Source organism: Halosolutus sp. DAT137 (genome assembly GCF_059736405.1).
The window spans coordinates 372,299-391,432 of the sequence record NZ_JCAQID010000001.1 but is presented as its reverse complement, the minus strand read 5'-3'; the positions used below and the strand labels follow the sequence as shown (position 1 = coordinate 391,432).

Here is a 19,134-nt window from a genome sequence, read left to right as displayed (position 1 = left end):
ACTATCATGTCCGAGAGTAATTCGATGGATCGATTGAAACCGGTCGGTGACTCCATCGGACCAACGGTCTACTACGATGACCGCGAGGGGACCTATCACACCTGGTGTGATGGTGCCGATTACGAGCCGGTGAGCACGGCGTTGCTCATGGCCGTCTCGTCGGTTCTCGGCGTGGAACCGGACGATCTCGACGCGCTCTCGGAGTGTGTCGACCCAGACGCACTCAATCGAATTTTCGTCCACTGGCGCGGCGACGAGCCACGGATCGGGACCGGCTCGCTGACGTTTACGTTCTCGAACTGTGCCGTAACCGTCCGCGCCAACGGTGAGATCATCATCGAACCAGAACGGTGCTGTCGAGCGCCCAGTCGGACGGCGATCGACTGAGACGCGACCACTCGATCCGGGACCAGCCGAAACCGTCGACCGACGCGTGAGCGGCGATCGACCGACGACCGTCAGTGACCGCTTGACGCCCTACCGGCCGGTTCGAGGACGACCTCGTCGCCGGGATCGAGTCCGAACGCCTCGTCGCCGCGGCCGTGATTAACGTCGAGTTCCACGTAACCGTGGCTGCCGACCGTCGCGAGTCGATCGCCCGGCGGGACGGCGGCGAACGTCGCGCCAACGGGGACGCGATCGCCGTTTGCGACGATCGCGTCGCGTCCGTCGAGGTACGCGCCGGGAACGTTCGTGATCGCGTTGCCGAAGTCGTCGACGACCAGCACCTCGCCCGTCGCGCGATCGCTTTCCAGGGTTGCGGCCGGCAGTTCGAGATCGACCGCAGCCTCGGTCTGCGTCAGGAATTCGAGGTTCGACAGATCCGTTCCTGGCAGTTCGTGGACCGCGGCGGCTGCGGGGGCGAAGACGTCTCGGCCGTGGAACGTGTTGCTCGCTGGCCCGTCGCAGTCGGTTGCTTTTCCGTTGCTCGCCCTCTCGCCGGTGAACTTGATGTCGGCCGCTGTCGCGCCTGCCGGTTCGACGGGGTCGAGGCGGCGCTCGTCGATCACATACGTCTCTAGTCGCCCGTTTCCGGTGAGTCGTCTCGCGACGGGGCGGAGCACGCCGTTGTCGGGTCCGACGAGGAGGTGGCCGCCTGCGCGAATGACGATCGCCGCCCGATCGGTGCCGACGCCGGGGTCGACGACGACAAGGTGCGTCGCCGGCGGGAAATACGGCAGCGTCTCGCGAAGCCAGAACGCGGCCGCACGAACGTCCTGTCTGGGGAGGTCGTGGGCGACGTCGACGAGGCGCGCGTCCGATCGCCCCAGGAGGACGCCTTTCATCGCCGCCGGGTACGGCGAGCCGAAATCCGATGAGAGCGTGATCATACGAGGGTATAGCAGCCGATCGCTGAAAATCAATGCGTCTCGCAAGCGTATCGAGAGTCCCGATCGACGCAGGTTACAGCCGGTTGATTTCCCCTCATGATTGGAGTCAGTCAATTCAGGGTTCGTATCAGACCGTTGTGCTGCGATCCCGGCGGCTCACTCGGTATCGTCCAACTGGATCACGTTCTCGCGCCCGAGTCTGAACTTCGTTATCGTTTCTTCTTGGGCCATCTCCGAGAGCACTCTCGAAGTCTTCGATTTCGACCATTCGAGCGAATCGACGATGTCGGACTGCTTCAGCTGACCGTCGTGTTCTCGGAGGACTGCTTTCACTTTGTCTTCGTTGGTAACGATCTCGTAGCTCGAGTCCGTGGCGGGACCGTTCGAGCGATGGTCGTCCGAGTCACCGTCCCCTGTGGCTTCGGGTGACGTCGTATCCGAATTGTTTTCGGCCGCGCTCGACCGGCCGTCGGTCCCGGTTGTACCGGCCGGACCCCACCCGCGTCGGTACGCGACGACCCCGGCGAGAAGACCGATCCCGAGGAGAACCCCCACGATGATGGCGATCGACCCGGTCGATCGATCGACCGTGTCGCTTCCGGTCGTCTCGGTTTCGCTGGCGGATCCCTCGACTGGCTCGACGACGACTCGCGGCCGGTGGTTCGGGAAATCCTCTCGGCCGTTCCACTGGACGACACCGTCACTGATCTCGTCCGGAGTCGGCTCAGACGCATCGATGTCGTACCCCTCGGGACTGGCGATTTCGAGGACATCGTCGTCACCGATATAGAATCCGCCATCGAAGACATCGCCGAGGATCACTCGATCGCCGTCGAGGACAGCGATTCCGTCCCAGCGGAACTGGAACGTGACGATGCCCCAGCGCCGTGGGACCTCCTGAATGCTGGTTCGGGCGGTAAACTCGGTCGCACGCATCTCGCGATCGTGGGTGGCGTTTGCAGCGTCGACGACGCCGGTCATCCGTTCTTCGAACGGGTCGAGATACCGACTCTCGTTTTCGGCAAACGACTCCTGGAACTGCTGGTACTCCGTGATTTCGTCGTCCGTTTCGAGGCGCGTTCGGAATCGAATCGTCCACACCGCCGCGCCGTCCGCCGTGAGGTCGATTCGCGTAACCGTATTATCCGGCTCCGGTTGCTCCTGGGCGAGATACGACTGGTCGCTAGCCTGGTCTGCGACCGTGCCGGTAGCGACCGCGCCGGCTGCGATCACGCCGGTGAGACAGAAAAAAAGCACCAATCCAACCCATGCGACGCACACTCGCATTGTCGCGGGTTGGTCGTTCAGGGTTAAACGACTATCGCTCGGTTCGATCAGTAGTGTTTCACCGCTGGACTATTTCGGAGTGGGACTACCGACGATTCGATCTTCAATGTGTGACATAGGCGATTGCTTTTCGCGAGGCGAGACGCCCATCGTCGCGAGGCGTGTTTTCGAGTGCTTTTTTATGTGCAACGGCGCGCAACGGTCTCGAACAGTCGTGAACGGTCCGGAATCGAATCGAAATCGGCGGGAATCGCCGCCACAGTCTGACAGGTATATTGAGTGTCCGGTATTCGAATGGGTTGATGAGAGCGAGACAACTGCTCACTGCGTTGGTGGTACTGAGCCTGATCGTGGGGTCGATGCCAGCCACCGCACTGGCGGGCACAGCACCGATGGAGACGGGCGTGGATCACGCCCAGTCGAACTCCGTTGACACCGACTCTGTTGATAGCGAGTCGAATCACGTGCGGGCGAGCGCGCAATCGAACCAGTCGAATCAGTCGAACGGTACGCAAGCGAGCACGGGCCAGCAGTTGGCGACCGTTATCGAGGTGACTGACGACGAAGTTACCGGTGCGGTCGAGGAATCCGCCGTCGAACTCGCGTTCGAGTCAGCAAACGACCGTGAGCGGGCCCTGCTCCTTGCAGACCGTGCGGAGACGATTCGGGAGCGCACTAGCGAGGTCGTCGAGGAACGAAACGCAGCACGTGCGGCGTACGATAACGGCTCGCTCTCGGAGGAACAGTTCGCTCAGCGGATGGCGGTTCTAAGCGGGAAGGCGACGACGCTCACGAACGCGTTCGATCGCGTCGAGCAGCGCGCGGAGACCGTCTCGACGCTCGAACTACAGGCGGTCGGCTACGATCGATCGTCGAACGCCGACAACCGAAGCCAGTTGCGATCGATGACCGGATCGAGCGCGGCGGCACTGCTCGGACAGTACACCGGAACGAGCGAGGGCACGTTCAGCATCGATACTGCTGACGGCGTCTCGATCGAAGTCGAAAGCGACGATGGTGAACGAACGCGCGGGTTCGAGCAGGACCAACCGGGCAACGGAACGTTCGTCGTCACCCAGGCCGACGCACTCCGGACCGCACAGGCGGCGTTAGCGTCGGACCGCGACGGCGAGTGGACGCTTCGATCGGTCGATCGCGACGACGATGACGGCTACTACGAGTTCGAGTTCAGCTTCCACGGTCCGACGCACACCGGCGAGGCCGAGGTGAGTGTCGACGGCGAGACCGGCGAGGTGTTCGAACTCGAAGAGGAACGAGAACCGCGCGAGGAGGATGACGATGACGACGAAACGCCGCTGTCGATCTCGATCGTCGACGGCGACACGACACCGGGTGCGACGGTTACGTTGCACGTCACGGCCGCCGGTGAGGCGGTGTCGGGTGCAGTCGTCGAATTCGACGACCAGCGCGTTGGAACGACTGACGAGAACGGCCAGCTCACCGTCGCGCTCCCCGACGACGACGAGGTGGATATCGAAGCCGAATCCGGCGATCGCGAGGGCGAACTGGAGCTCCAGCTCCGGAGCGAAGACCCCGACGAACGAGACGCCCGAGAGATTCGTGATCGACTCGACGTGTCGGGGTCGGTCGACGACGACGTCGTGACGGTGACGGTGTCCTACGACGGGGCCGGCGTTGCCGACGCTTCCGTCTACGCGGACGACGATCGGGTCGGAACGACGGGCGACGACGGAATCGTGACCTTCCGCACGACCGCGACCGACGAGTTGGAGGTAACGGTGATCAAGGGCCAGTTCGCGATCGAACTGGAATTCGAAATCGATGAGAACGGTGCGATGGAGATAGAGGATATCGATTTCGACGAACGAGAGGAGGACGATTCCGAGGGTGACGATGAGGCTGGGGATGACGACGATTCCGAGCGTGACGATGAGGCTGGGGATGACGACGATTCCGAGGGTGACAATGAGGCTGGGGATGACGACGATGCCGATGACGAAGATGACGTTGAGGACGAGGAGCTCTCCGTTCGCGTCGTCTCCGGAGAGCCCGCACCGGGTGCGACCGTGACGATCGAAGTAACACGACGCGGCACACCGGTTGAGGGTGCGACGGTGACAGTCGACGACGAACGGGCGGGAACGACCGATCGTCACGGACAGCTGTCGATAACGCTGGCAGAGGCGGACGAGAGCGAAATCGAAGTCGAGCGCGACGACGCCGAGGGTGAACTGGAGTTCGACTTCGAGGACGAACGCGAACAGTCAGACGCTGAAACGGAGGATGACGATGGCGAAGACAGCGACGGAGACGACAGCGACGACGCGGATGGCGATGGAACGGACGAAAACGACGACGAGGAGGATGACGACGCGGACGACGATGACTCGGAGGACAGCGAATAATGGTCGGCAGCGGAGTGCACCGTACCGCAGTCGTCGTCGCTGCGCTCGTCGCCGTTACGATCGGTGCCACTGCGATCGGTGTCGCAGGGACGGCAGCGACGACGAACGCGCCGTTGGTGACCACTACACAATCGGACGACGTACCGACCGAATCCGCGTTCGTTGTCGATCTCGAACCGAACGGCGATGCGACGGTTTCGCTGGTGATCCGCTACGACCTCGCCGAGGACGGCGATCGGGGGGCCTTCGAGCAGCTGCGGGAGGATCCCTCGGAACTAACGGCCCGGTTCGACGATCGACTCTCGAAAATCGCCGGCCGGACCGCAGCGGAGAGCGATCGTGAGATGGCGATCTCGTCCGTCGAGGCAGACGTTCGACCGGGCGACGATGTCGGCGTTATCCGACTGTCCGCACAGTGGACGGCTCTCGGAGCGACCGACGGCGACCAGCTGATCGTGAGCGAGCCGTTCGCCAGCGGGTTTCAGCCCGATCGATCGTTCCTGGTGACTGTCCCGGACGGCTACACGATGGTTGAGACGACTCACGACCCCGCGACGCGAACGAACGGGACGGTGAACTGGGAAGCGAGTACCGATCTGACGGGCTTCAGTGCGACGTTTACTGAAGACGAGGGGGCAGTCGACGGGACGGGTGGCTCCGAATCGGATTCGGTTCCATTTCCGCTGGCACCGTTTCTCGTGATCGGGGTGCTCGCAGCGATCGGATACGCCGAGCGAAACCGACTTCGCGCGTGACCGCCTCCCGACCAACACTTACTGTGAAGTACCTCGGGGTCGAGTGGTTCGAGAATCGAAGATTCCCGTCATCACGGAAGACACAGTCTTCCGAACGACCCCGAGGCTCTCTTGCTGTCTCTCTGTAGAGAGCGAGCGGCGTTCGCGCGGCTCAGTCGTCCGCCGGGGCCACGTCGCTCACGCCGGTCTCGACGTCGCCTTCGATGCTCGGCGGGTACGTGCCGCGATCGAGTTTCAGGTCCGACTGCGGCCGGGCCATACAGGTGAGGGCGTACTTTTCGGCTTCCTCCTCGGTCAGTCCTCGGGCGGCCGGCTGGACGACCTCGCCTTCGAGGATTTCAGCAGAACAGGCCAGACACATCCCGACCCGACAGGAGTACTCCTGGGCGATGCCCTCCTCGAGACAGCGGGCGAGAATCGTCTGCTTGTCCGTACAGGTGATCGTCTCCCCCGTCCCGACGAATTCGATCGTGTACTCGGTCATACAGGCGGCTACGAAGGACCCCACCAAAACTCTTTATTAGATTTCTGTTGGCTTTGGTTCGACGTAATAGCCACCCCGCCGTGCAGTTCGACCACCTTTCGCGTCTGTCGGAGGGCCCAGCGGCGAGGACGGGCCGCACATAAAACGTTTTCTTACCTCGGTGTGCACACTGCTGATATGAGTACGCAGGAGCAGTCCGCCACCGCGACGCCCGAACGGCACTCGCCCGACGCCGTCGTGGTCGGGGCCGGGACTGCAGGATGTTACGCCGCAGCGGCGATCGCACGCGAGGGGTACGACGTCATCGTCCTCGAGCGAAAGACCGAGGACGAGGCGGGCCACATCGCCTGTGGTGACGCGCTGAAGGGTGCCGACGCGTTCCCCGAGGCGATTCCAAAGTCACAGCTCGAACCCGCCTTCACCAACACGGGCGTCGATCACGGGCGCTTCGAGATCCCACAGGAAGACACCGTCCTCGAAATTCCGGTTCCCGGCGAACTGGCGGTCATCGATCGCTGGAAGTACGGAAAACTGATCATCGAGGGAGCAAATGATGCCGGAGCCGAGTTCCACTACGACACCGTCGTCCAGAACGTTACGCAGGCCGACGACGGCCGAGTGACCGGCGTCGAAGCGGTGCGGAAGGGCACGCCTCACACGTACGAAGCCGAGATCGTCATCGACGCAGCCGGTTCGCTCTCGGTTCTTCAGGACAACGTCGACTTCTCCGAATCCACGTTCGATACGAACGTCAACTACACCCACTTCTGTTCGGCCTACCGCGAGATCGTCCACGTGGAAGACCCTGTCGAGTGGTCGGACGCGCTAGTGTTCAAGCCGACCGAACGGGCAGCGGGCTACCTCTGGTACTTCCCCCGCACCGAGACGGAGATCAACGCCGGACTCGGCTTCCAGATGACCGAGGAGCCGATGCAACTCGTCGACGACCTCAAACGGGACCTGCGAAATCGACCCGAGTTCGCCGGTGCCGAGGTGGAGGACAAACTCGGTGCCGCCCTCCCGACGCGCCGCCCCTACGACTCGGCGGTCCACCCCGGCTACATGGCGATCGGCGACGCCGCAGGTCACGTCAACCCCACCACGGGAGGCGGGATCGCCGGCGCAGCCTACGCCGCCACCTACGCGGCCGAGCAGGCGATCGAGGCCCTCGAGACGGGCGACTACGGCGAGGCCACGCTCTGGCAGTACAACGAGCGCGTGATGGACCACTTCGGCGCGCGCTACGCCGCACTCGACGTCTACAACATCCTCTCGACGGCCGTCGACGTCGACGACCTGATGGGGCTGCTCGCCGCGATGCCCGGGGACAAACTCGCTGAGGCGCTCTATTCGGGCAGTACCGACATTGGACTGAAGCTCAAACTCGAGGCCCTGCTCAAGAGCCGCGGCCACTGGGGCACCATCTGGAACCTCTACCAGACGAAACGCTGCGCCGACGACCTCCTCGACCACTACGAGAACTACCCCTCCCACCCCGGTGCGCTCGCGAGCTGGCAGAACCGCCGCGACGAACTGATGGAATCCGTCTACGAAACGACCGGCGCCGACCCCAAATACTGAGCGACGAACGGTTGCACCGCAGGAGCGCCGCGGTGTGTCGGACACGCATCCTCGCCACCAGAGTCACCGACGCGTACAGTACTCGTTTCGACTGAGTGATTTCGGAGAGACGGTCGGCGCGTCGTCGTTGGATACGGGAGGGAGCCGTTTCGTGCTACCAAATTATAAACATTCGTGAATCGATCCTCAGACAAAAATAACTCCCTACGCTGTTAGGATATCTCGTAATCCGTCGTGACACCGAACTAACATCCGATGTCTCAAGACCAGACCAGGCGGCGTGTGTTAACGATTGTGGGTGGAACCGGTGCGATCGCGCTCGCGGGCTGTCTCGGCGGTGACGACGACGGCGACGAGATGAACGGCGATAACGGCGGCGACGACGGAAACGGCAGCGACGACGGGAACGGCGACGAGATGGATGACGACGGGATGGACGAAGAGATGGACGATGACGAACACGATGAGGAGATGGACGACGCTGCGGGGGTCCGCGTCGCCCACCTCTCGCCGGATGCGCCGAACGTCGACGTCTACGTCGGCGGCGATCCGGTACTCGAGGATGTCCCCTACCGGAACGTCAGCGAGTACCTCGAACTCGAACCCGGCGCGTACGAGGTGATGATCACGGCGGCCGGCGACCCCGATACCGTCGTCTTCGACGAGGAACTCGAAATCGGCGACGGCGACTACACCGTCGCGGCGATCGGCGAACTCGCCGAGGAGAATCAGCCCTTCGAGCCGGCGGTGTTCGAAGACGACCTGAGCGATCCGGGTGAAGACGCTCGCGTCCGACTCGTCCACGCCTCCCCGGACGCCCCCGCGGTCGACGTGACGGCCGGCGACGGCGAGGTCGTCCTCGTCGAAGACGCCGCATTCGGCGACGCCGCAGCGGTCGAAGTCGCACCCGACGACTACACCCTCGAAGTGCGACCCGCAACCGAGAACAACGACGGCGACGTCGTTGCGACGTTCGACGTGAGTCCGGAAGCGGGCACCGTTTACTCGGCGTTCGCGGTCGGCTACCTCGAACCCGGAGCCGCACCCGCGGACGAGCCGTTCGACCTCGAAGTCGTAGTCGACGCCGAGGGCGGCGACCACGACGAGCACGACGGAGATGACGAAGACGACGGCGACTACTAACCACCGACCAGTCCGATCGGCGGACGGTCCAAAAATTCGTTTTACGGTCGATCGCGACTGATCCGTTCGATCGCTCCCGCGAGCGTATCGATGCCGTGATCGATCGTGGCCTCGTCGACGTCGAACGTCGCGGTGTGGTGGCCGCCGGGGTGGTCGGTTCCGACGCCGACGTAGCAGGCCAGCCCGCCGTTTTGCTGGACTTCCCGAATCAGGAAGGTCGCGTCCTCGCTGCCGCCGAGCCGATCGCGTTCGAGGACGGAGTCGACGCCCGTGACCGATCCCGCAACGTCGGCGACGATCGAGACAAGTTCCCCGTCGCTCCGGGCGCTCGGGGCCTCGGCTCCGATCTCGATCTCGAGTTCGCAGTCGTGCATCTCGGCGGCGCTCCGGAGAACCCGTTCGGCCCTGTCGTGCATGTACTCCATCAGATCGGTCGTCTCACCTCGGACTTCGGCCCGGATCAGGGCGTCTTCGGGGATGACGTTCGGCGCGCTGCCGCCTTCGACGACGCCCGCGTTGACTCTGGTCGCGCCGTCATTGTGGCGAGGGATGCCGTAGAGATTCTGGACGGCGGTCGCCATCGCCTGGACGGCGTTGCGGCCCTGTTCGGGGTGGCCGCCCGCGTGGGCCGACTCGCCGGTGAACGTCACGTCGAGATGGCGGACCGCGAGGAAGCCGTCGATTCCGGCGACGACCTCGCCCGTGGGGTGGTCGAGGCCAACGTGGAGGGCTAACAGGTAATCGACGTCCGCGATGTGCTCGCTTTTAGCCATGGATTTGCCGCCGCCGATGACCTCCTCTGCGGGCTGGAAGAACACCTTCAGCGTCCCGGAAAAGTCACTGTCCGCGATCCGTTCGAGGACGCCGATCCCGATCGTCGCGTGGGCGTCGTGACCGCAGGCGTGCATCGCTCCCTCGTGTTCGGAGCGGAAACCTTCGGCGGCAGGGACGTGGTCCGGGTCGTCGCTCTCCTCGCGCGGCAGGGCGTCGATGTCGACCCGAAGGCCGACGGTCGGCCCCTCGCCGCGTTCGAGCACCGCGACGGCACCCGTGTAGCCGCCCTCGAGGGAAGTGAGAAGATCTTCGTCCGCACCCGCCTCCCGTGCGCGATCGAGCCAGGCGGCCAGGTCGGCGTCTTCGGGGACGCCCATTCGGTGGTCGGCCGCGATCGCGTCCGGGCCGACGTGGAGTTCGTCCAGATCGAGGCGAGACTCGAGTTCTGCGACGATCCGCGCGGTGGTGTAGAACTCACACCAGGCCGGTTCGGGTTTTCGGTGGAGATCACGGCGCAGCGAAACGAGATCGTTCTCGGTCATAACTACCCATAGGCGAGCGAGAGCAAAGACGTGACGACTGGCTGTTCGACCGATGCGCAGTGGAGAGGGTAGTTCAGTTCCCGCGACCGACGCCGCGGATCTGCTCGACTTCGGCTTCGATGTGGACCGAGTCGGGGAAGTTCTGCTCAGCGACGTTCCGGGCGAGGTTGTCGTGCCCGTGAATCTCGAGTTCCCGCGTGAAGACGGTGTACTCCCACGAGGAGAACCGACGCTCGTCGTCGCCGTGGAGTCGCGCGTGCTGGGGTACCGAGAGTGTCTCCGGCGGGTGAGAGTGCGGCCCCTTTAACGCGGCACCTTTCCGTTCGGCGGTCGATTTGATGTCGTCGACGATCGCATCGAGCGCGGCTCTATCGCCGCTCTGGAGCGTAAGACGGGTGACGAAAGTCATGGCTGGTGTTGTCCATTCGTCTACGGCCAGCGCGTAAAAACCTGCTGAGATTCGCCTCGATCGGGTGCAGAGAGACGTCCCCGGTCGAACGGTGAGAGACGTTTTTCTAGGACGAACAGTCCGATATTCTCTTAACGTCGCACCCGTTATTTCAGATAATGGCAGTCGAAGCTACGAGCGCAGGCGCAATCCTCTTCCGCGATACGCGGGGCCGGCGCGAGTATCTTCTACTCAAGAGCCGCCCAGGCGACTGGGAGTTTCCCAAGGGCGGTGTCGAAGGAGATGAAGAGCTACAACAGACGGCGATCCGCGAAGTAACGGAAGAGGCAGGTATCGAACAGTTCAGACTCATCGACGGCTTTCGCGAAGACTACGACTACGTCTTCGAGGCGAACGGGAAGACCATCCACAAAACCGTTCACCTCTTCATTGCGAGGTCGTTCGAGGCGAGTGCGGAACTCTCGAACGAACATCGTGACCTCCAGTGGCGCGACTACGAACAGGCGGTCAACACCGTCACGCAGGACGGGCCACGCGAAATCCTGGAGCAAGCACACGAGTACATCGACGAACTCGAGGCAGAGCAAGAAGACGAAGAGTAGCGATCCGGCCGGGGAGCGGTCGAGAGCCACCCACAGTCCCACCAGCGGATCGACGATGGTTCGAGTCGGTCACCAGGCGCAACGATAGCGAAATCCTCGTTATTCGGGTCGATCGACGAGCGATACCGCCACGGAAGTGATACCGACACCGGAGTTGGCTGCGGTGGCCACGAACGACCGAATCAGCAAAAGAATGCGCCGTCGTCAGTGCTGCTCGACGACGATCGTGTCCGCGACGAAGTCTCCGACGCGCTGGTTTTCGTCCGTGATGAGTATCAACGCGATGCCGAGGATGTAGGCGAACGGGAGTTGATCGACGATCAACAGCAGGTTTCGCAGGACCGACGCACCGATCGTACAGTTCGAGCCGTCGGATTTGACGACGACCAGCCCGAGCGCGTACTTGCCGGGCGTATAGCCGTACAGTCCCTCGAGCAAGAAGACGTAGACGAGGCTCCCCGCCATAACGACGAGCGCCGCGAGTGCGAGCGTAATATCCCCCAGGAGGGCACCGACCGCGACGATCGGTGTAGAAAGCACAGATAAAATGAGACCATCGAGGACGAACGCCAGAAGGCGCTTCCCAACGACATCACCGTTCGTTCCGAGTTCCGGTGCTGGATGTTTTTCCATGGAGGAAAGACTCTCGAGTTGATACAAGAACGTTGTGCTCTTCGAGAGATCCGGGACGATCGATTCGGATTCCGACCCGCCACTGACCCCTCCACCGACGCGCCGACCCGTAACCCCAACCGGCCGCTCGATCGAATAGCGTTTGTATCGCTCCCACCCAATCGCGTCTGTGGACCGGAACACCTCCGAGTTCGCCTTCGAACTCCGGTGCTGTCGGTGGGTCGAGCGAGCGTGGCCGCCGAGCGAGGATCGGAGCGACGGGACATCGGCCGACGAGCGCGGTGACGGCGCACCGTTCGTCGTCGCGCGCCAGCTCGGTACGAAACGCCGACGGTGGGATACGATCGTCCTCGAGTGTGACCCCGATGGACTCGCACGACGCGCCCGGTTCGGTCCCGACCGACTCGATAGCGACCTCCTGCACGTCGTTCGGAACGCCCCCGCGGAGTGGGCCTACTACCGCGACGCCCTCCCCCACCCGGGGTATCCGTGGCGATACGTCCGCGAAGCGATCCACCGCGCGGACGACCGCGGGGTCGTCGAGACGCGGCGCAACGGGAATCGCATTCAGATCCGCCGCAAATGGGCCTATCCAAACTGGGTCGATCGAATCGTCGCGATCGAGAACAAACCCGACCTCGATCGGAGCGCGGCCCGTGTACTCGGACCCCAACTCGAGTACGACGTCGCGATGGGGCTGGCCGACGAGGTCTGGGTCGCGACCCGGCGGACCGACGAACGTATCGAACCGATCCTCTTCGAGGATCTGCCCGTCGAGGCGGGCGTACTCGCGCTCGATCCGGACTCGCTGTTGGCTGAGGTGGTGTGGCACCCGCGATCGCTGTCCGTCGACGAGCCGGGGACTCGAATCACCGAACGACCCGACGGCGGTGAGCGAGACAGTTCAGCCGCCCGCTTCGAGTACGTCGATGCGGAGACGAAGGCCGCAAAACGGCTGTCGATCGCAGAACGGGCCTACGAGCGCGGCTGGCGATCGTTCGTCGACACCATGCGCCCGGACTGTCGACACTTCGAGTTGCGTGCGCGGCCGGGCAATCAGTTCGTTCCCCACTGTACCGCGAAGGGGCGGATACCGACGGCGGCGGAATGTGCTGGCTCCTGTCCCGACTTCGAACCCGAACCCCCAGTCTGGCGGACCCGCGGCTGGCCGATCGAGGGCGGGCCGGGAAAACGCTGCCAGCAGTTACTCGACGATCGACGGCGACGACGGCGGCCCGGACAGTAAGTGCGTATGACGGCCAGCAGCGGCTGGGACGGCAAGCAGGCCGGCCGGCAGCGCCCGGAGCAACGAGCGCCGGATCGGCCAGCAGCGGCCGAGAGATAAGCCGACAACCCGGCGCGATCGCTCACCCGGAGACGCTGACCTCGAGGTCCTCGCGTGCCACTGCCAGTCGGAACGTTGGGACGGTCCGGTACTCGATCTCGACGACACCCTTGCGACGGAGACTCTGGAGTCCCGAACGAACCTCCTCGGCCCCAGGATCGACGTCGTAGGCCTCCCGGAGGGCGTGCAGGACCGACACCACGCTCTGGGGGTCCTCGCCGGGTTCGGCAAGTACGTCGACGATCTGTGCGTGGAGTTCGGGCACGCGAATGCGAGAGGGTGTCCCGTCTTCATCGGGATCGCTTTCGACGCCGGGTTCGACGTCGACGAGGTCGGCGGCCTCGGCCGTGGCCCGGATCAGACTGTTGTCGTCCCGGAAGTAATAGTCGCCGAGTTCGTCCTCGAGATAGCCGTGGACCTCGCTGCCGCTTTCCATTCCCCACCGTTCCTGTAGCTCCGCGTTCTTCGTCGGCTGGAGTTCCACCACGTCCGCCAGCCGATCTTTGGCCTCCTCCGAAAGCGTCATCGTCGAATCGTATGCGCATCCGCTACTTTTGCGTTGCGTCACGGTGACGGGTTCCGGAGGGCGTTGCGGGCGTCCACTCGACGCCAGCCACAGTACCGGTCAGTCGTCACCGATCACCGGCACCGGCGCGGTCGCTTCGAGCGTTTCCTCGATCTGCGTATAGACCATGATCGCGCCGAGGACGGCGAGGACGGTGCCGAAGACGAACGGGACCTCGAAGCCAAACCCGACCAGCGCTCCCGATGAGAGCGGGCCGATCGCGATCCCGAAGCCGAAGGCCATCGTCAGCACCGACAGCTTCGAGCCGGATTCACCCTCGCCCGCTAAATCGCCTGCGAGCGCGAGTGCCGGCGCGAACACCATCGCACCCGCGATCCCCTGCAGGAGGCGCGCGAGGAACATGGTTTCGGAGGTCCAGACGAACCCCTGGGCGAGCGTCGTCGGGATCAGCAGGATCACCCCTCCGAGGACGAACGGTCGCCGGCCGTAGATATCACAGGCCCGCCCGATCGGCGTCTGAAGCACGACCTGAGCCAGGATGAACGCGGCGAACTGGAGACCGAACCAGGTCGATCCCTGACCTAAGCGAGTGTTGACCTGGGGCTGGAGCGTCGCAAAGAGCGCGATCGCCGTCGCCATAAACAGCGAGACGACTCCGAGTGTGAAAATCGGATCGAACAGCGTGGTCCCGGATCGGTTGAAGACGTCAATCGAGAGGTCCGCACCGGCGTTCGCCTGGGTCGACTCGGGATCGGTAATGAGAATCGTCACCAGCAGGTAGCTAATTATGGCCGTGATTGCGGCGACGTAAAACGCCGCGTTGAACCCCGAAATCGTCGCCATTCCCGGCAGCGTGTACGGTCCCGCGTTGACGACCGCGCCGGCCACGACGGGTCCCGCGCCGAACCCGATCAGCCGGAACGTGTTGTACACGCCCATGCTCCCGCCCCGATCGTCCGTCGTCGAGAGTTCGTTGACCAGCGCAACCGACGCCGGGATAATAAACGCGACGCTGACACCCTGGAGACCCCGGACCAGGAGCAACTGGATGTACGACTCCGCGAACGTGTAGGCGAAATTCGTCATCGCGAGGCCGCCGAGACCGACGAGAATGAACGTTTTTCGGCGGCCCGCCCGGTCGGACAGCCGTCCCGTCAGCGGTTGAAACGAGCTGTTGAGAAAGCCGAAAATCGAGAGAATCACGCCGATAACCATCGATTCACCGAGACCGAACGTCGTCCCGCCGACGATGTCACTCGCGACGTACAGCGGAATGACGATGATCAGAAACGAGTTCCCGATTCCGTCGGCCATCCGTGCAAACGCGAGTGCGAGCACCCGTCGGTCGACGGCAAACCCCGCGACGATCCGACGAACGGTCTCGCGCATCACCCGCAAGCTCCGAGAGCCATCCGGATTATCGTTTCGAATCGAAATATTCGCGCGCGTGACTGTCTATCCGAACGGACGTGAGCTACAAGCCGGTAGCCATCGTTGCTCGTCCTATGCCACGCGAGGTAAAGCTCAACGAGGTTGACACCGCGTTCGAGTCGCTCGAGTATCCTGTCACACCGGACGAAGCCGGATCCGAACTGGACGACGTCACGCTCTTACTGGCCGACGGAGAACGAAACCTGGGCGAACTCATCGCTCGGAGTCCCACCGATCGGTTCGAGTCGGCTGACGCCCTCGAGTCCGAACTCCACAACGTCTTGCCTCGCGAAGCCGTCGGCGAGCCCTACCAGTCCGAAGGCGAGGGCTAGTACAGTCGTGGGGAAAGACGCCGAAACGCCGGAGAAAACCCCAATCCCCCTCGAAAGACGGTCGCGACGGCGGATACCGGGTAAACGGGCCGCTTAAGTCTCTCGACCGACGTATCCTGGACAACGATGGAATTCTGCGACGACTGCGGTTCGATGATGAAAGCCGAAGACGGCGAGTGGCACTGTGGTAGCTGTGGCTTTACGAAACCGAAAGGTGACACCGCCGAGTACACCGTAACCGACAGCCAGGAGGTCGGTGAAATCATCGAATCCTCCGAGGAAACGTCACTGCCCGAAACCGACGCGCTCTGTCCCGAGTGTGGCCACGGTCGCGCCTACTGGTACATGCAACAGATTCGGTCCGCAGACGAGTCCGAGACGCGCTTTTTCATCTGCAGCGAGTGTGAGTACAAGTGGCGCGAAGACGATAACTGATCCAAATCTGGGACTGGCCGAGAACAGCGACCGAGACGGAACGTGGTGGGGACGAACGGGGTGGCCCGATCGATCTGCCGGGGGGAGAAAACCACCGAAGTCGATGGGGGTGCATCGAGACCCGGTGGCGCGGCGGTGACGGCCAGCAACGATCCGGGTGTAGACAGCGGTCCGTGTGACCGCTGTCAGTGGGGACGCTGACAAGCCGGGTTCACGGTTGTGGGATAGCTGCGTGCAGGGGGCAGCGAGCCGTTCTCGAACGGCACCTTCGGTTTGGGCTGGGATCCCCAAATGAGCACTGCCAACAATATTTGGACCGAGTGAACAGGAACTCCGACTACTCGTTCCGAGCGATCGTCAAATAGCCCGTGTGACCGACGGGAGCCGTCGACGGACGGGAGCCGCGATCGTCGAAGTCCATCTCCCGCTGGATCGTCTCGCGAGTTCTAACGTTCGCCAGCCCCGCCTCGCGAGCCGTCCGGACGACCTCGCGAGTCGACTCGATAAACGGGCTATAGACGGCGAGGAACCCGCCCTCGACGAGCAGGTCCGGGACGTGGGCAACGATCGAGGCTGCATCGGCCGTATCGAGCGTTACGACGTCGAACGACGACGAGTCGAGCTTCGCGAGTTCGTCGGTGAGATCGCCGGTTCGGACCTCGACGTCGTCCGTGACGCCACCCAACGCCATGTTTTCGCGGGCGACGTCGGCGAACTCGGGGTTTTGCTCGTAGGTAACGACCGACGCGCCCGCCCGAGCCATCGACGCCGCGAGGACGCCCGTGCCCGTTCCGGTATCGAGGATTCGATCGCCCCGAGAGACGCCGGTCTCGCCGATCACCAGCCCGACATCGCGGGGCACCATCGGCGCACCCGTCCGCTCGAAGTGGTGAAACAGGTCCGGGCCGCGGAGCCGTCGGACCCGAAACTCGTTGCCGAGATGCGTTTCGATCGTCTGGCCGGGTTCGACGGCCTCGGGTATCTCGAGAACGCCGAGGTCGGTCCCTTTCTCCGTGCCGGGTTCGACGAGGTACTCACGGTCCTCACGAACCAGCACCACCGGCTGGCTCGCGCGATCGTCGGCCGTCACTCGAGTGATTCGACCGCGGCGGCGAGGTCGCCGTCGACCGCTTCGAGGGCCTCGCGGGCCTCGTCCTCGCTGACGCCGGTTCGCGTGGCGACGAGTTCGACGTCGTCGTCCGGAATCGACGCGCCGGCGTCCCCATCAGCGGCTGCGTCGCCGGCGGCACCTGCTGTCCCCGACTCGACCTGTTCTGGCGAGCCGATAATCTGGTAGGTCTCCTGGCCGCGAGCGTCCATCTTGGTCACCTCGGCGTCACCGAAAACGAGATCGTACTCCTCGGTGCGGATGATTACTTCCTCGGCGTCGATATCCTCGACGTCGATGCCCATCTGTTCCATCATCTGTTCCATCTTGCGCGGGTTGAGTCCGCCGCCGCCTCCAAACATACCTGCAACGTTGTCACCAGCGACCTTTTACCCTGCGGTCTCCCGTCGCTTGCTCGATCCACGTCGGGGGACAGAAAATGCCCGTTCGGGTTGATCTACCACCCCAAACCGCCAGCAGCGCCCGGCAGCGTTCAGCACTCGGCGTCTGCACCCTCGCGGACGTGGACGGCCATTCCCGTCTCGAAGTCTTCGATCGCGCCGGCGTCCAGTTCAGCGGTGCCGACCGCGATCAGTTCGCCGCGGTCGTGGACCACCAGCACCTCGTCACCGGGGCGAATCTCCGGATCGACGTCGAGGACGAACTTCGTGAAGACGTTTTTTTCGTCCCGGACGAAGGGCTCGCTCTCGTCGTCGACGACGACGCGATAGGCCGGATACTCGAGTACAGCGTGGAGGCGACGACCACCGTCGAGACCGAGCGTGAACCGTCCGTCGACCCCGAACGAAACGATCCGTCCGTCCTCGCCGTGGACCTGCTGGGGCCGACCCGAGGAGGTTCGCTTGATTCGTACCGACTCCGCGGCGGGAAACAACGCGTCGCCTGCGCCCGCGCCAAACTGGTAGTCCGCGATCGTCCGAAGCTGGGGGAGACCAGCGTTGCCGTCGCCTGGATCGGTCATCGCCCCCGGTTCGATCCGGATCCGTGAAAGCCCTTCGACTGCGCGGCGATCGTTCCGGGGAGCTACCGAGGTGTGTGTCAACTGCTTACAGTACGCATATCGAAACGATCATCACGACTGTTATATATGACGAAGAAATACGCTGCTGTTGAGATGGACCTCACGCAGATCACCCTCGGGCTGGCCCTCCTCGCGGTGAGCGGAGTGACGGTCGCTGGGCCGTCGGTGTTCGATTCGCACGTGTTCGTGTACGCACTGACGGGGGTAGCGCTTCTCGTCACGGCAAGTACCCTCCTCGTGGGTGTGCGAAGAAATACCGTACTGTCGAACCAGCGCGGTGGAGATATTTAACTGTCGAGGTCAGAAACTGCGGTGCGATCGGTTCGCCTCCAGTACCACTATCTCTCAGAGAAGGAACGTCTCGTGACGTTCGCCGAGGTCGAGAAACGACTCGGCTTCGTCGATCAGTTCGTCCGCCGTCGAGGACTCGAAGGCCATCACTTCGACGCGAACGCCCTCGTGACGCAGGTGCGAACAGAGCCGCGAGAAATCCCCGTCGCCGGTACAGAGCACGATCGTATCGACGTGGTTTGCGAGCGTCACCGCGTCGAGGCTCATTCCGACGTCCCAGTCGGCCTTTTTCGTGCCGTCCGCGAACGTCTTGATGTCCTTGATCTTCGTCTCGAAGCCGATATCGACGAGCGCATCGAAAAAACTCTCCTCCTCGGGAGAGTCCGCTCGAATAACGTAGGCGATCGCGCGCGTAAGCTGACGATCCTGAACCGCCTTTTCGAGCAACGACGAGTAGTCGATGTTCCGGCTGTAGATGCTCTGAGCCGTATGGTAGAGGTTCTGGGCGTCGACGAGGACGGCCACGCGCTGGCCCGGGTGAATCTCGGTCATACACTAGCCCTGACGGGCGACTGTAAAAACGGCTTCCCTCGAGTTGGACCGGCCTGTGGGACCCACGGACCACACTGCCGGTCCGTGGCCCCCTCATCGTGGAAACCCGCCGGCTAAAAACGGCGGTCCCGTCAGAACGAGGTT

The 19,134-nt window shown here is 63.4% G+C and carries 22 protein-coding genes; 10 read left to right on the top strand and 12 right to left on the bottom strand.

Annotated elements, in window-relative coordinates:
• The first annotated feature begins 6 nt into the window (after window positions 1-6).
• The gene (locus tag AC6I6L_RS01970) at window positions 7-387 is read left to right on the top strand and encodes a HalOD1 output domain-containing protein (RefSeq protein WP_497916035.1); all 381 of its coding nucleotides are present in this window, start codon (window positions 7-9) and stop codon (window positions 385-387) included.
• Window positions 388-458: 71 nt separating this feature from the next.
• Here AC6I6L_RS01970 and AC6I6L_RS01965 read toward each other — a convergent pair whose 3' ends face one another.
• A complete protein-coding gene (locus AC6I6L_RS01965) occupies window positions 459-1,331 on the bottom strand; it encodes an SAM hydrolase/SAM-dependent halogenase family protein (protein WP_497916034.1) in 873 nt (290 codons plus the stop codon).
• 156 nt (window positions 1,332-1,487) lie between these two features.
• Window positions 1,488-2,618, bottom strand: a complete 1,131-nt coding sequence (locus AC6I6L_RS01960; RefSeq protein WP_497916033.1) for a DUF7345 domain-containing protein — start codon at window positions 2,616-2,618, stop codon at window positions 1,488-1,490.
• 302 nt (window positions 2,619-2,920) lie between these two features.
• Between AC6I6L_RS01960 and AC6I6L_RS01955 the strand changes: the two genes are divergently transcribed.
• Window positions 2,921-5,005 carry a DUF7096 domain-containing protein gene (locus AC6I6L_RS01955; RefSeq protein ID WP_497916032.1) on the top strand — a complete coding sequence of 695 codons (2,085 nt, stop codon included), beginning with the start codon at window positions 2,921-2,923 and terminating at the stop codon, window positions 5,003-5,005.
• The gene (locus AC6I6L_RS01950; protein WP_497916031.1) at window positions 5,005-5,760 is read left to right on the top strand and encodes a DUF7345 domain-containing protein; all 756 of its coding nucleotides are present in this window, start codon (window positions 5,005-5,007) and stop codon (window positions 5,758-5,760) included. The genes AC6I6L_RS01955 and AC6I6L_RS01950 overlap by 1 nt, the downstream gene beginning before the upstream one ends.
• A 151-nt stretch (window positions 5,761-5,911) precedes the next feature.
• Here the strand turns inward: AC6I6L_RS01950 and AC6I6L_RS01945 are convergent, their stop codons facing one another.
• Window positions 5,912-6,244, bottom strand: a complete 333-nt coding sequence (locus AC6I6L_RS01945) for a 2Fe-2S iron-sulfur cluster-binding protein (protein ID WP_497916030.1) — start codon at window positions 6,242-6,244, stop codon at window positions 5,912-5,914.
• 177 nt (window positions 6,245-6,421) lie between these two features.
• Between AC6I6L_RS01945 and AC6I6L_RS01940 the strand changes: the two genes are divergently transcribed.
• Both AC6I6L_RS01940 and AC6I6L_RS01935 read left to right on the top strand, forming a co-directional pair.
• Entirely contained in the window at window positions 6,422-7,825 is a 1,404-nt protein-coding gene (locus tag AC6I6L_RS01940) for a geranylgeranyl reductase family protein (protein WP_497916029.1), read from the top strand.
• Window positions 7,826-8,080: 255 nt separating this feature from the next.
• Entirely contained in the window at window positions 8,081-8,968 is an 888-nt protein-coding gene (locus tag AC6I6L_RS01935; RefSeq protein WP_497916028.1) for a DUF4397 domain-containing protein, read from the top strand.
• Between the two features lie 41 nt (window positions 8,969-9,009).
• Here the strand turns inward: AC6I6L_RS01935 and AC6I6L_RS01930 are convergent, their stop codons facing one another.
• A complete protein-coding gene (locus AC6I6L_RS01930) occupies window positions 9,010-10,284 on the bottom strand; it encodes an amidohydrolase (protein WP_497916027.1) in 1,275 nt (424 codons plus the stop codon).
• Window positions 10,285-10,357: 73 nt separating this feature from the next.
• Window positions 10,358-10,693 carry a 30S ribosomal protein S10 gene (locus AC6I6L_RS01925; RefSeq protein WP_497916026.1) on the bottom strand — a complete coding sequence of 112 codons (336 nt, stop codon included), beginning with the start codon at window positions 10,691-10,693 and terminating at the stop codon, window positions 10,358-10,360.
• Window positions 10,694-10,851: 158 nt separating this feature from the next.
• Here AC6I6L_RS01925 and AC6I6L_RS01920 point away from each other — a divergent pair, with 158 nt between their 5' ends.
• Window positions 10,852-11,295 (top strand): bis(5'-nucleosyl)-tetraphosphatase, encoded by a 444-nt coding sequence (locus AC6I6L_RS01920; RefSeq protein ID WP_497916025.1) that lies wholly within the window; start codon window positions 10,852-10,854, stop codon window positions 11,293-11,295.
• 204 nt (window positions 11,296-11,499) lie between these two features.
• Here the strand turns inward: AC6I6L_RS01920 and AC6I6L_RS01915 are convergent, their stop codons facing one another.
• A complete protein-coding gene (locus AC6I6L_RS01915; RefSeq protein WP_497916024.1) occupies window positions 11,500-11,928 on the bottom strand; it encodes an RDD family protein in 429 nt (142 codons plus the stop codon).
• A 169-nt stretch (window positions 11,929-12,097) separates the two neighbouring features.
• Here AC6I6L_RS01915 and AC6I6L_RS01910 point away from each other — a divergent pair, with 169 nt between their 5' ends.
• Complete coding sequence (locus tag AC6I6L_RS01910) at window positions 12,098-13,174, top strand: DUF5787 family protein (RefSeq protein WP_497916023.1); 1,077 nt, start codon at window positions 12,098-12,100, stop codon at window positions 13,172-13,174.
• Window positions 13,175-13,295: 121 nt separating this feature from the next.
• On the opposite strand, the gene AC6I6L_RS01905 is transcribed toward AC6I6L_RS01910, so the two are convergent.
• Together AC6I6L_RS01905 and AC6I6L_RS01900 are read right to left on the bottom strand one after the other, a co-directional pair.
• Window positions 13,296-13,799 (bottom strand): DUF5797 family protein, encoded by a 504-nt coding sequence (locus tag AC6I6L_RS01905; protein ID WP_497916022.1) that lies wholly within the window; start codon window positions 13,797-13,799, stop codon window positions 13,296-13,298.
• Window positions 13,800-13,898: 99 nt separating this feature from the next.
• Window positions 13,899-15,188 carry an MFS transporter gene (locus tag AC6I6L_RS01900; RefSeq protein WP_497916021.1) on the bottom strand — a complete coding sequence of 430 codons (1,290 nt, stop codon included), beginning with the start codon at window positions 15,186-15,188 and terminating at the stop codon, window positions 13,899-13,901.
• A 116-nt stretch (window positions 15,189-15,304) separates the two neighbouring features.
• Here AC6I6L_RS01900 and AC6I6L_RS01895 point away from each other — a divergent pair, with 116 nt between their 5' ends.
• Window positions 15,305-15,562 (top strand): DUF5789 family protein, encoded by a 258-nt coding sequence (locus AC6I6L_RS01895; protein WP_497916020.1) that lies wholly within the window; start codon window positions 15,305-15,307, stop codon window positions 15,560-15,562.
• Window positions 15,563-15,688: 126 nt separating this feature from the next.
• Window positions 15,689-15,997 carry a transcription factor S gene (locus AC6I6L_RS01890; RefSeq protein WP_497916019.1) on the top strand — a complete coding sequence of 103 codons (309 nt, stop codon included), beginning with the start codon at window positions 15,689-15,691 and terminating at the stop codon, window positions 15,995-15,997.
• A gap of 337 nt (window positions 15,998-16,334) precedes the next feature.
• Here the strand turns inward: AC6I6L_RS01890 and AC6I6L_RS01885 are convergent, their stop codons facing one another.
• The 3 genes from AC6I6L_RS01885 to AC6I6L_RS01875 all read right to left on the bottom strand — a co-directional run bounded on the left by AC6I6L_RS01885 (window position 16,335) and on the right by AC6I6L_RS01875 (window position 18,087).
• Window positions 16,335-17,087, bottom strand: a complete 753-nt coding sequence (locus tag AC6I6L_RS01885) for a methyltransferase domain-containing protein (protein ID WP_497916018.1) — start codon at window positions 17,085-17,087, stop codon at window positions 16,335-16,337.
• The gene (locus AC6I6L_RS01880; protein WP_497916017.1) at window positions 17,084-17,467 is read right to left on the bottom strand and encodes a nascent polypeptide-associated complex protein; all 384 of its coding nucleotides are present in this window, start codon (window positions 17,465-17,467) and stop codon (window positions 17,084-17,086) included. Before AC6I6L_RS01880 ends, AC6I6L_RS01885 begins: the two co-directional genes overlap by 4 nt.
• A 131-nt stretch (window positions 17,468-17,598) precedes the next feature.
• Complete coding sequence (locus tag AC6I6L_RS01875) at window positions 17,599-18,087, bottom strand: PUA domain-containing protein (RefSeq protein WP_497916016.1); 489 nt, start codon at window positions 18,085-18,087, stop codon at window positions 17,599-17,601.
• A gap of 126 nt (window positions 18,088-18,213) precedes the next feature.
• Between AC6I6L_RS01875 and AC6I6L_RS01870 the strand changes: the two genes are divergently transcribed.
• Window positions 18,214-18,438, top strand: a complete 225-nt coding sequence (locus tag AC6I6L_RS01870) for a hypothetical protein (protein WP_497916015.1) — start codon at window positions 18,214-18,216, stop codon at window positions 18,436-18,438.
• A 54-nt stretch (window positions 18,439-18,492) separates the two neighbouring features.
• Here AC6I6L_RS01870 and AC6I6L_RS01865 read toward each other — a convergent pair whose 3' ends face one another.
• Window positions 18,493-18,990 (bottom strand): LabA-like NYN domain-containing protein, encoded by a 498-nt coding sequence (locus AC6I6L_RS01865; RefSeq protein ID WP_497916014.1) that lies wholly within the window; start codon window positions 18,988-18,990, stop codon window positions 18,493-18,495.
• Between the last annotated feature and the right edge of the window lie 144 nt (window positions 18,991-19,134).

Coding starts and splice junctions, on each gene's coding strand:
- AC6I6L_RS01970 (WP_497916035.1), top strand. CDS start 7: ATGTCCGAGAGTAATTCGATGGATCGATTGAAACCGGTCGGTGACTCC.
- AC6I6L_RS01890 (WP_497916019.1), top strand. CDS start 15,689: ATGGAATTCTGCGACGACTGCGGTTCGATGATGAAAGCCGAAGACGGC.
- AC6I6L_RS01920 (WP_497916025.1), top strand. CDS start 10,852: ATGGCAGTCGAAGCTACGAGCGCAGGCGCAATCCTCTTCCGCGATACG.
- AC6I6L_RS01945 (WP_497916030.1), bottom strand. CDS start 6,244: ATGACCGAGTACACGATCGAATTCGTCGGGACGGGGGAGACGATCACC.
- AC6I6L_RS01955 (WP_497916032.1), top strand. CDS start 2,921: ATGAGAGCGAGACAACTGCTCACTGCGTTGGTGGTACTGAGCCTGATC.
- AC6I6L_RS01935 (WP_497916028.1), top strand. CDS start 8,081: ATGTCTCAAGACCAGACCAGGCGGCGTGTGTTAACGATTGTGGGTGGA.
- AC6I6L_RS01895 (WP_497916020.1), top strand. CDS start 15,305: ATGCCACGCGAGGTAAAGCTCAACGAGGTTGACACCGCGTTCGAGTCG.
- AC6I6L_RS01915 (WP_497916024.1), bottom strand. CDS start 11,928: ATGGAAAAACATCCAGCACCGGAACTCGGAACGAACGGTGATGTCGTT.
- AC6I6L_RS01960 (WP_497916033.1), bottom strand. CDS start 2,618: ATGCGAGTGTGCGTCGCATGGGTTGGATTGGTGCTTTTTTTCTGTCTC.
- AC6I6L_RS01865 (WP_497916014.1), bottom strand. CDS start 18,990: ATGACCGAGATTCACCCGGGCCAGCGCGTGGCCGTCCTCGTCGACGCC.
- AC6I6L_RS01870 (WP_497916015.1), top strand. CDS start 18,214: ATGACGAAGAAATACGCTGCTGTTGAGATGGACCTCACGCAGATCACC.
- AC6I6L_RS01950 (WP_497916031.1), top strand. CDS start 5,005: ATGGTCGGCAGCGGAGTGCACCGTACCGCAGTCGTCGTCGCTGCGCTC.
- AC6I6L_RS01900 (WP_497916021.1), bottom strand. CDS start 15,188: ATGCGCGAGACCGTTCGTCGGATCGTCGCGGGGTTTGCCGTCGACCGA.
- AC6I6L_RS01940 (WP_497916029.1), top strand. CDS start 6,422: ATGAGTACGCAGGAGCAGTCCGCCACCGCGACGCCCGAACGGCACTCG.
- AC6I6L_RS01925 (WP_497916026.1), bottom strand. CDS start 10,693: ATGACTTTCGTCACCCGTCTTACGCTCCAGAGCGGCGATAGAGCCGCG.
- AC6I6L_RS01930 (WP_497916027.1), bottom strand. CDS start 10,284: ATGACCGAGAACGATCTCGTTTCGCTGCGCCGTGATCTCCACCGAAAA.
- AC6I6L_RS01905 (WP_497916022.1), bottom strand. CDS start 13,799: ATGACGCTTTCGGAGGAGGCCAAAGATCGGCTGGCGGACGTGGTGGAA.
- AC6I6L_RS01875 (WP_497916016.1), bottom strand. CDS start 18,087: ATGACCGATCCAGGCGACGGCAACGCTGGTCTCCCCCAGCTTCGGACG.
- AC6I6L_RS01965 (WP_497916034.1), bottom strand. CDS start 1,331: ATGATCACGCTCTCATCGGATTTCGGCTCGCCGTACCCGGCGGCGATG.
- AC6I6L_RS01880 (WP_497916017.1), bottom strand. CDS start 17,467: ATGTTTGGAGGCGGCGGCGGACTCAACCCGCGCAAGATGGAACAGATG.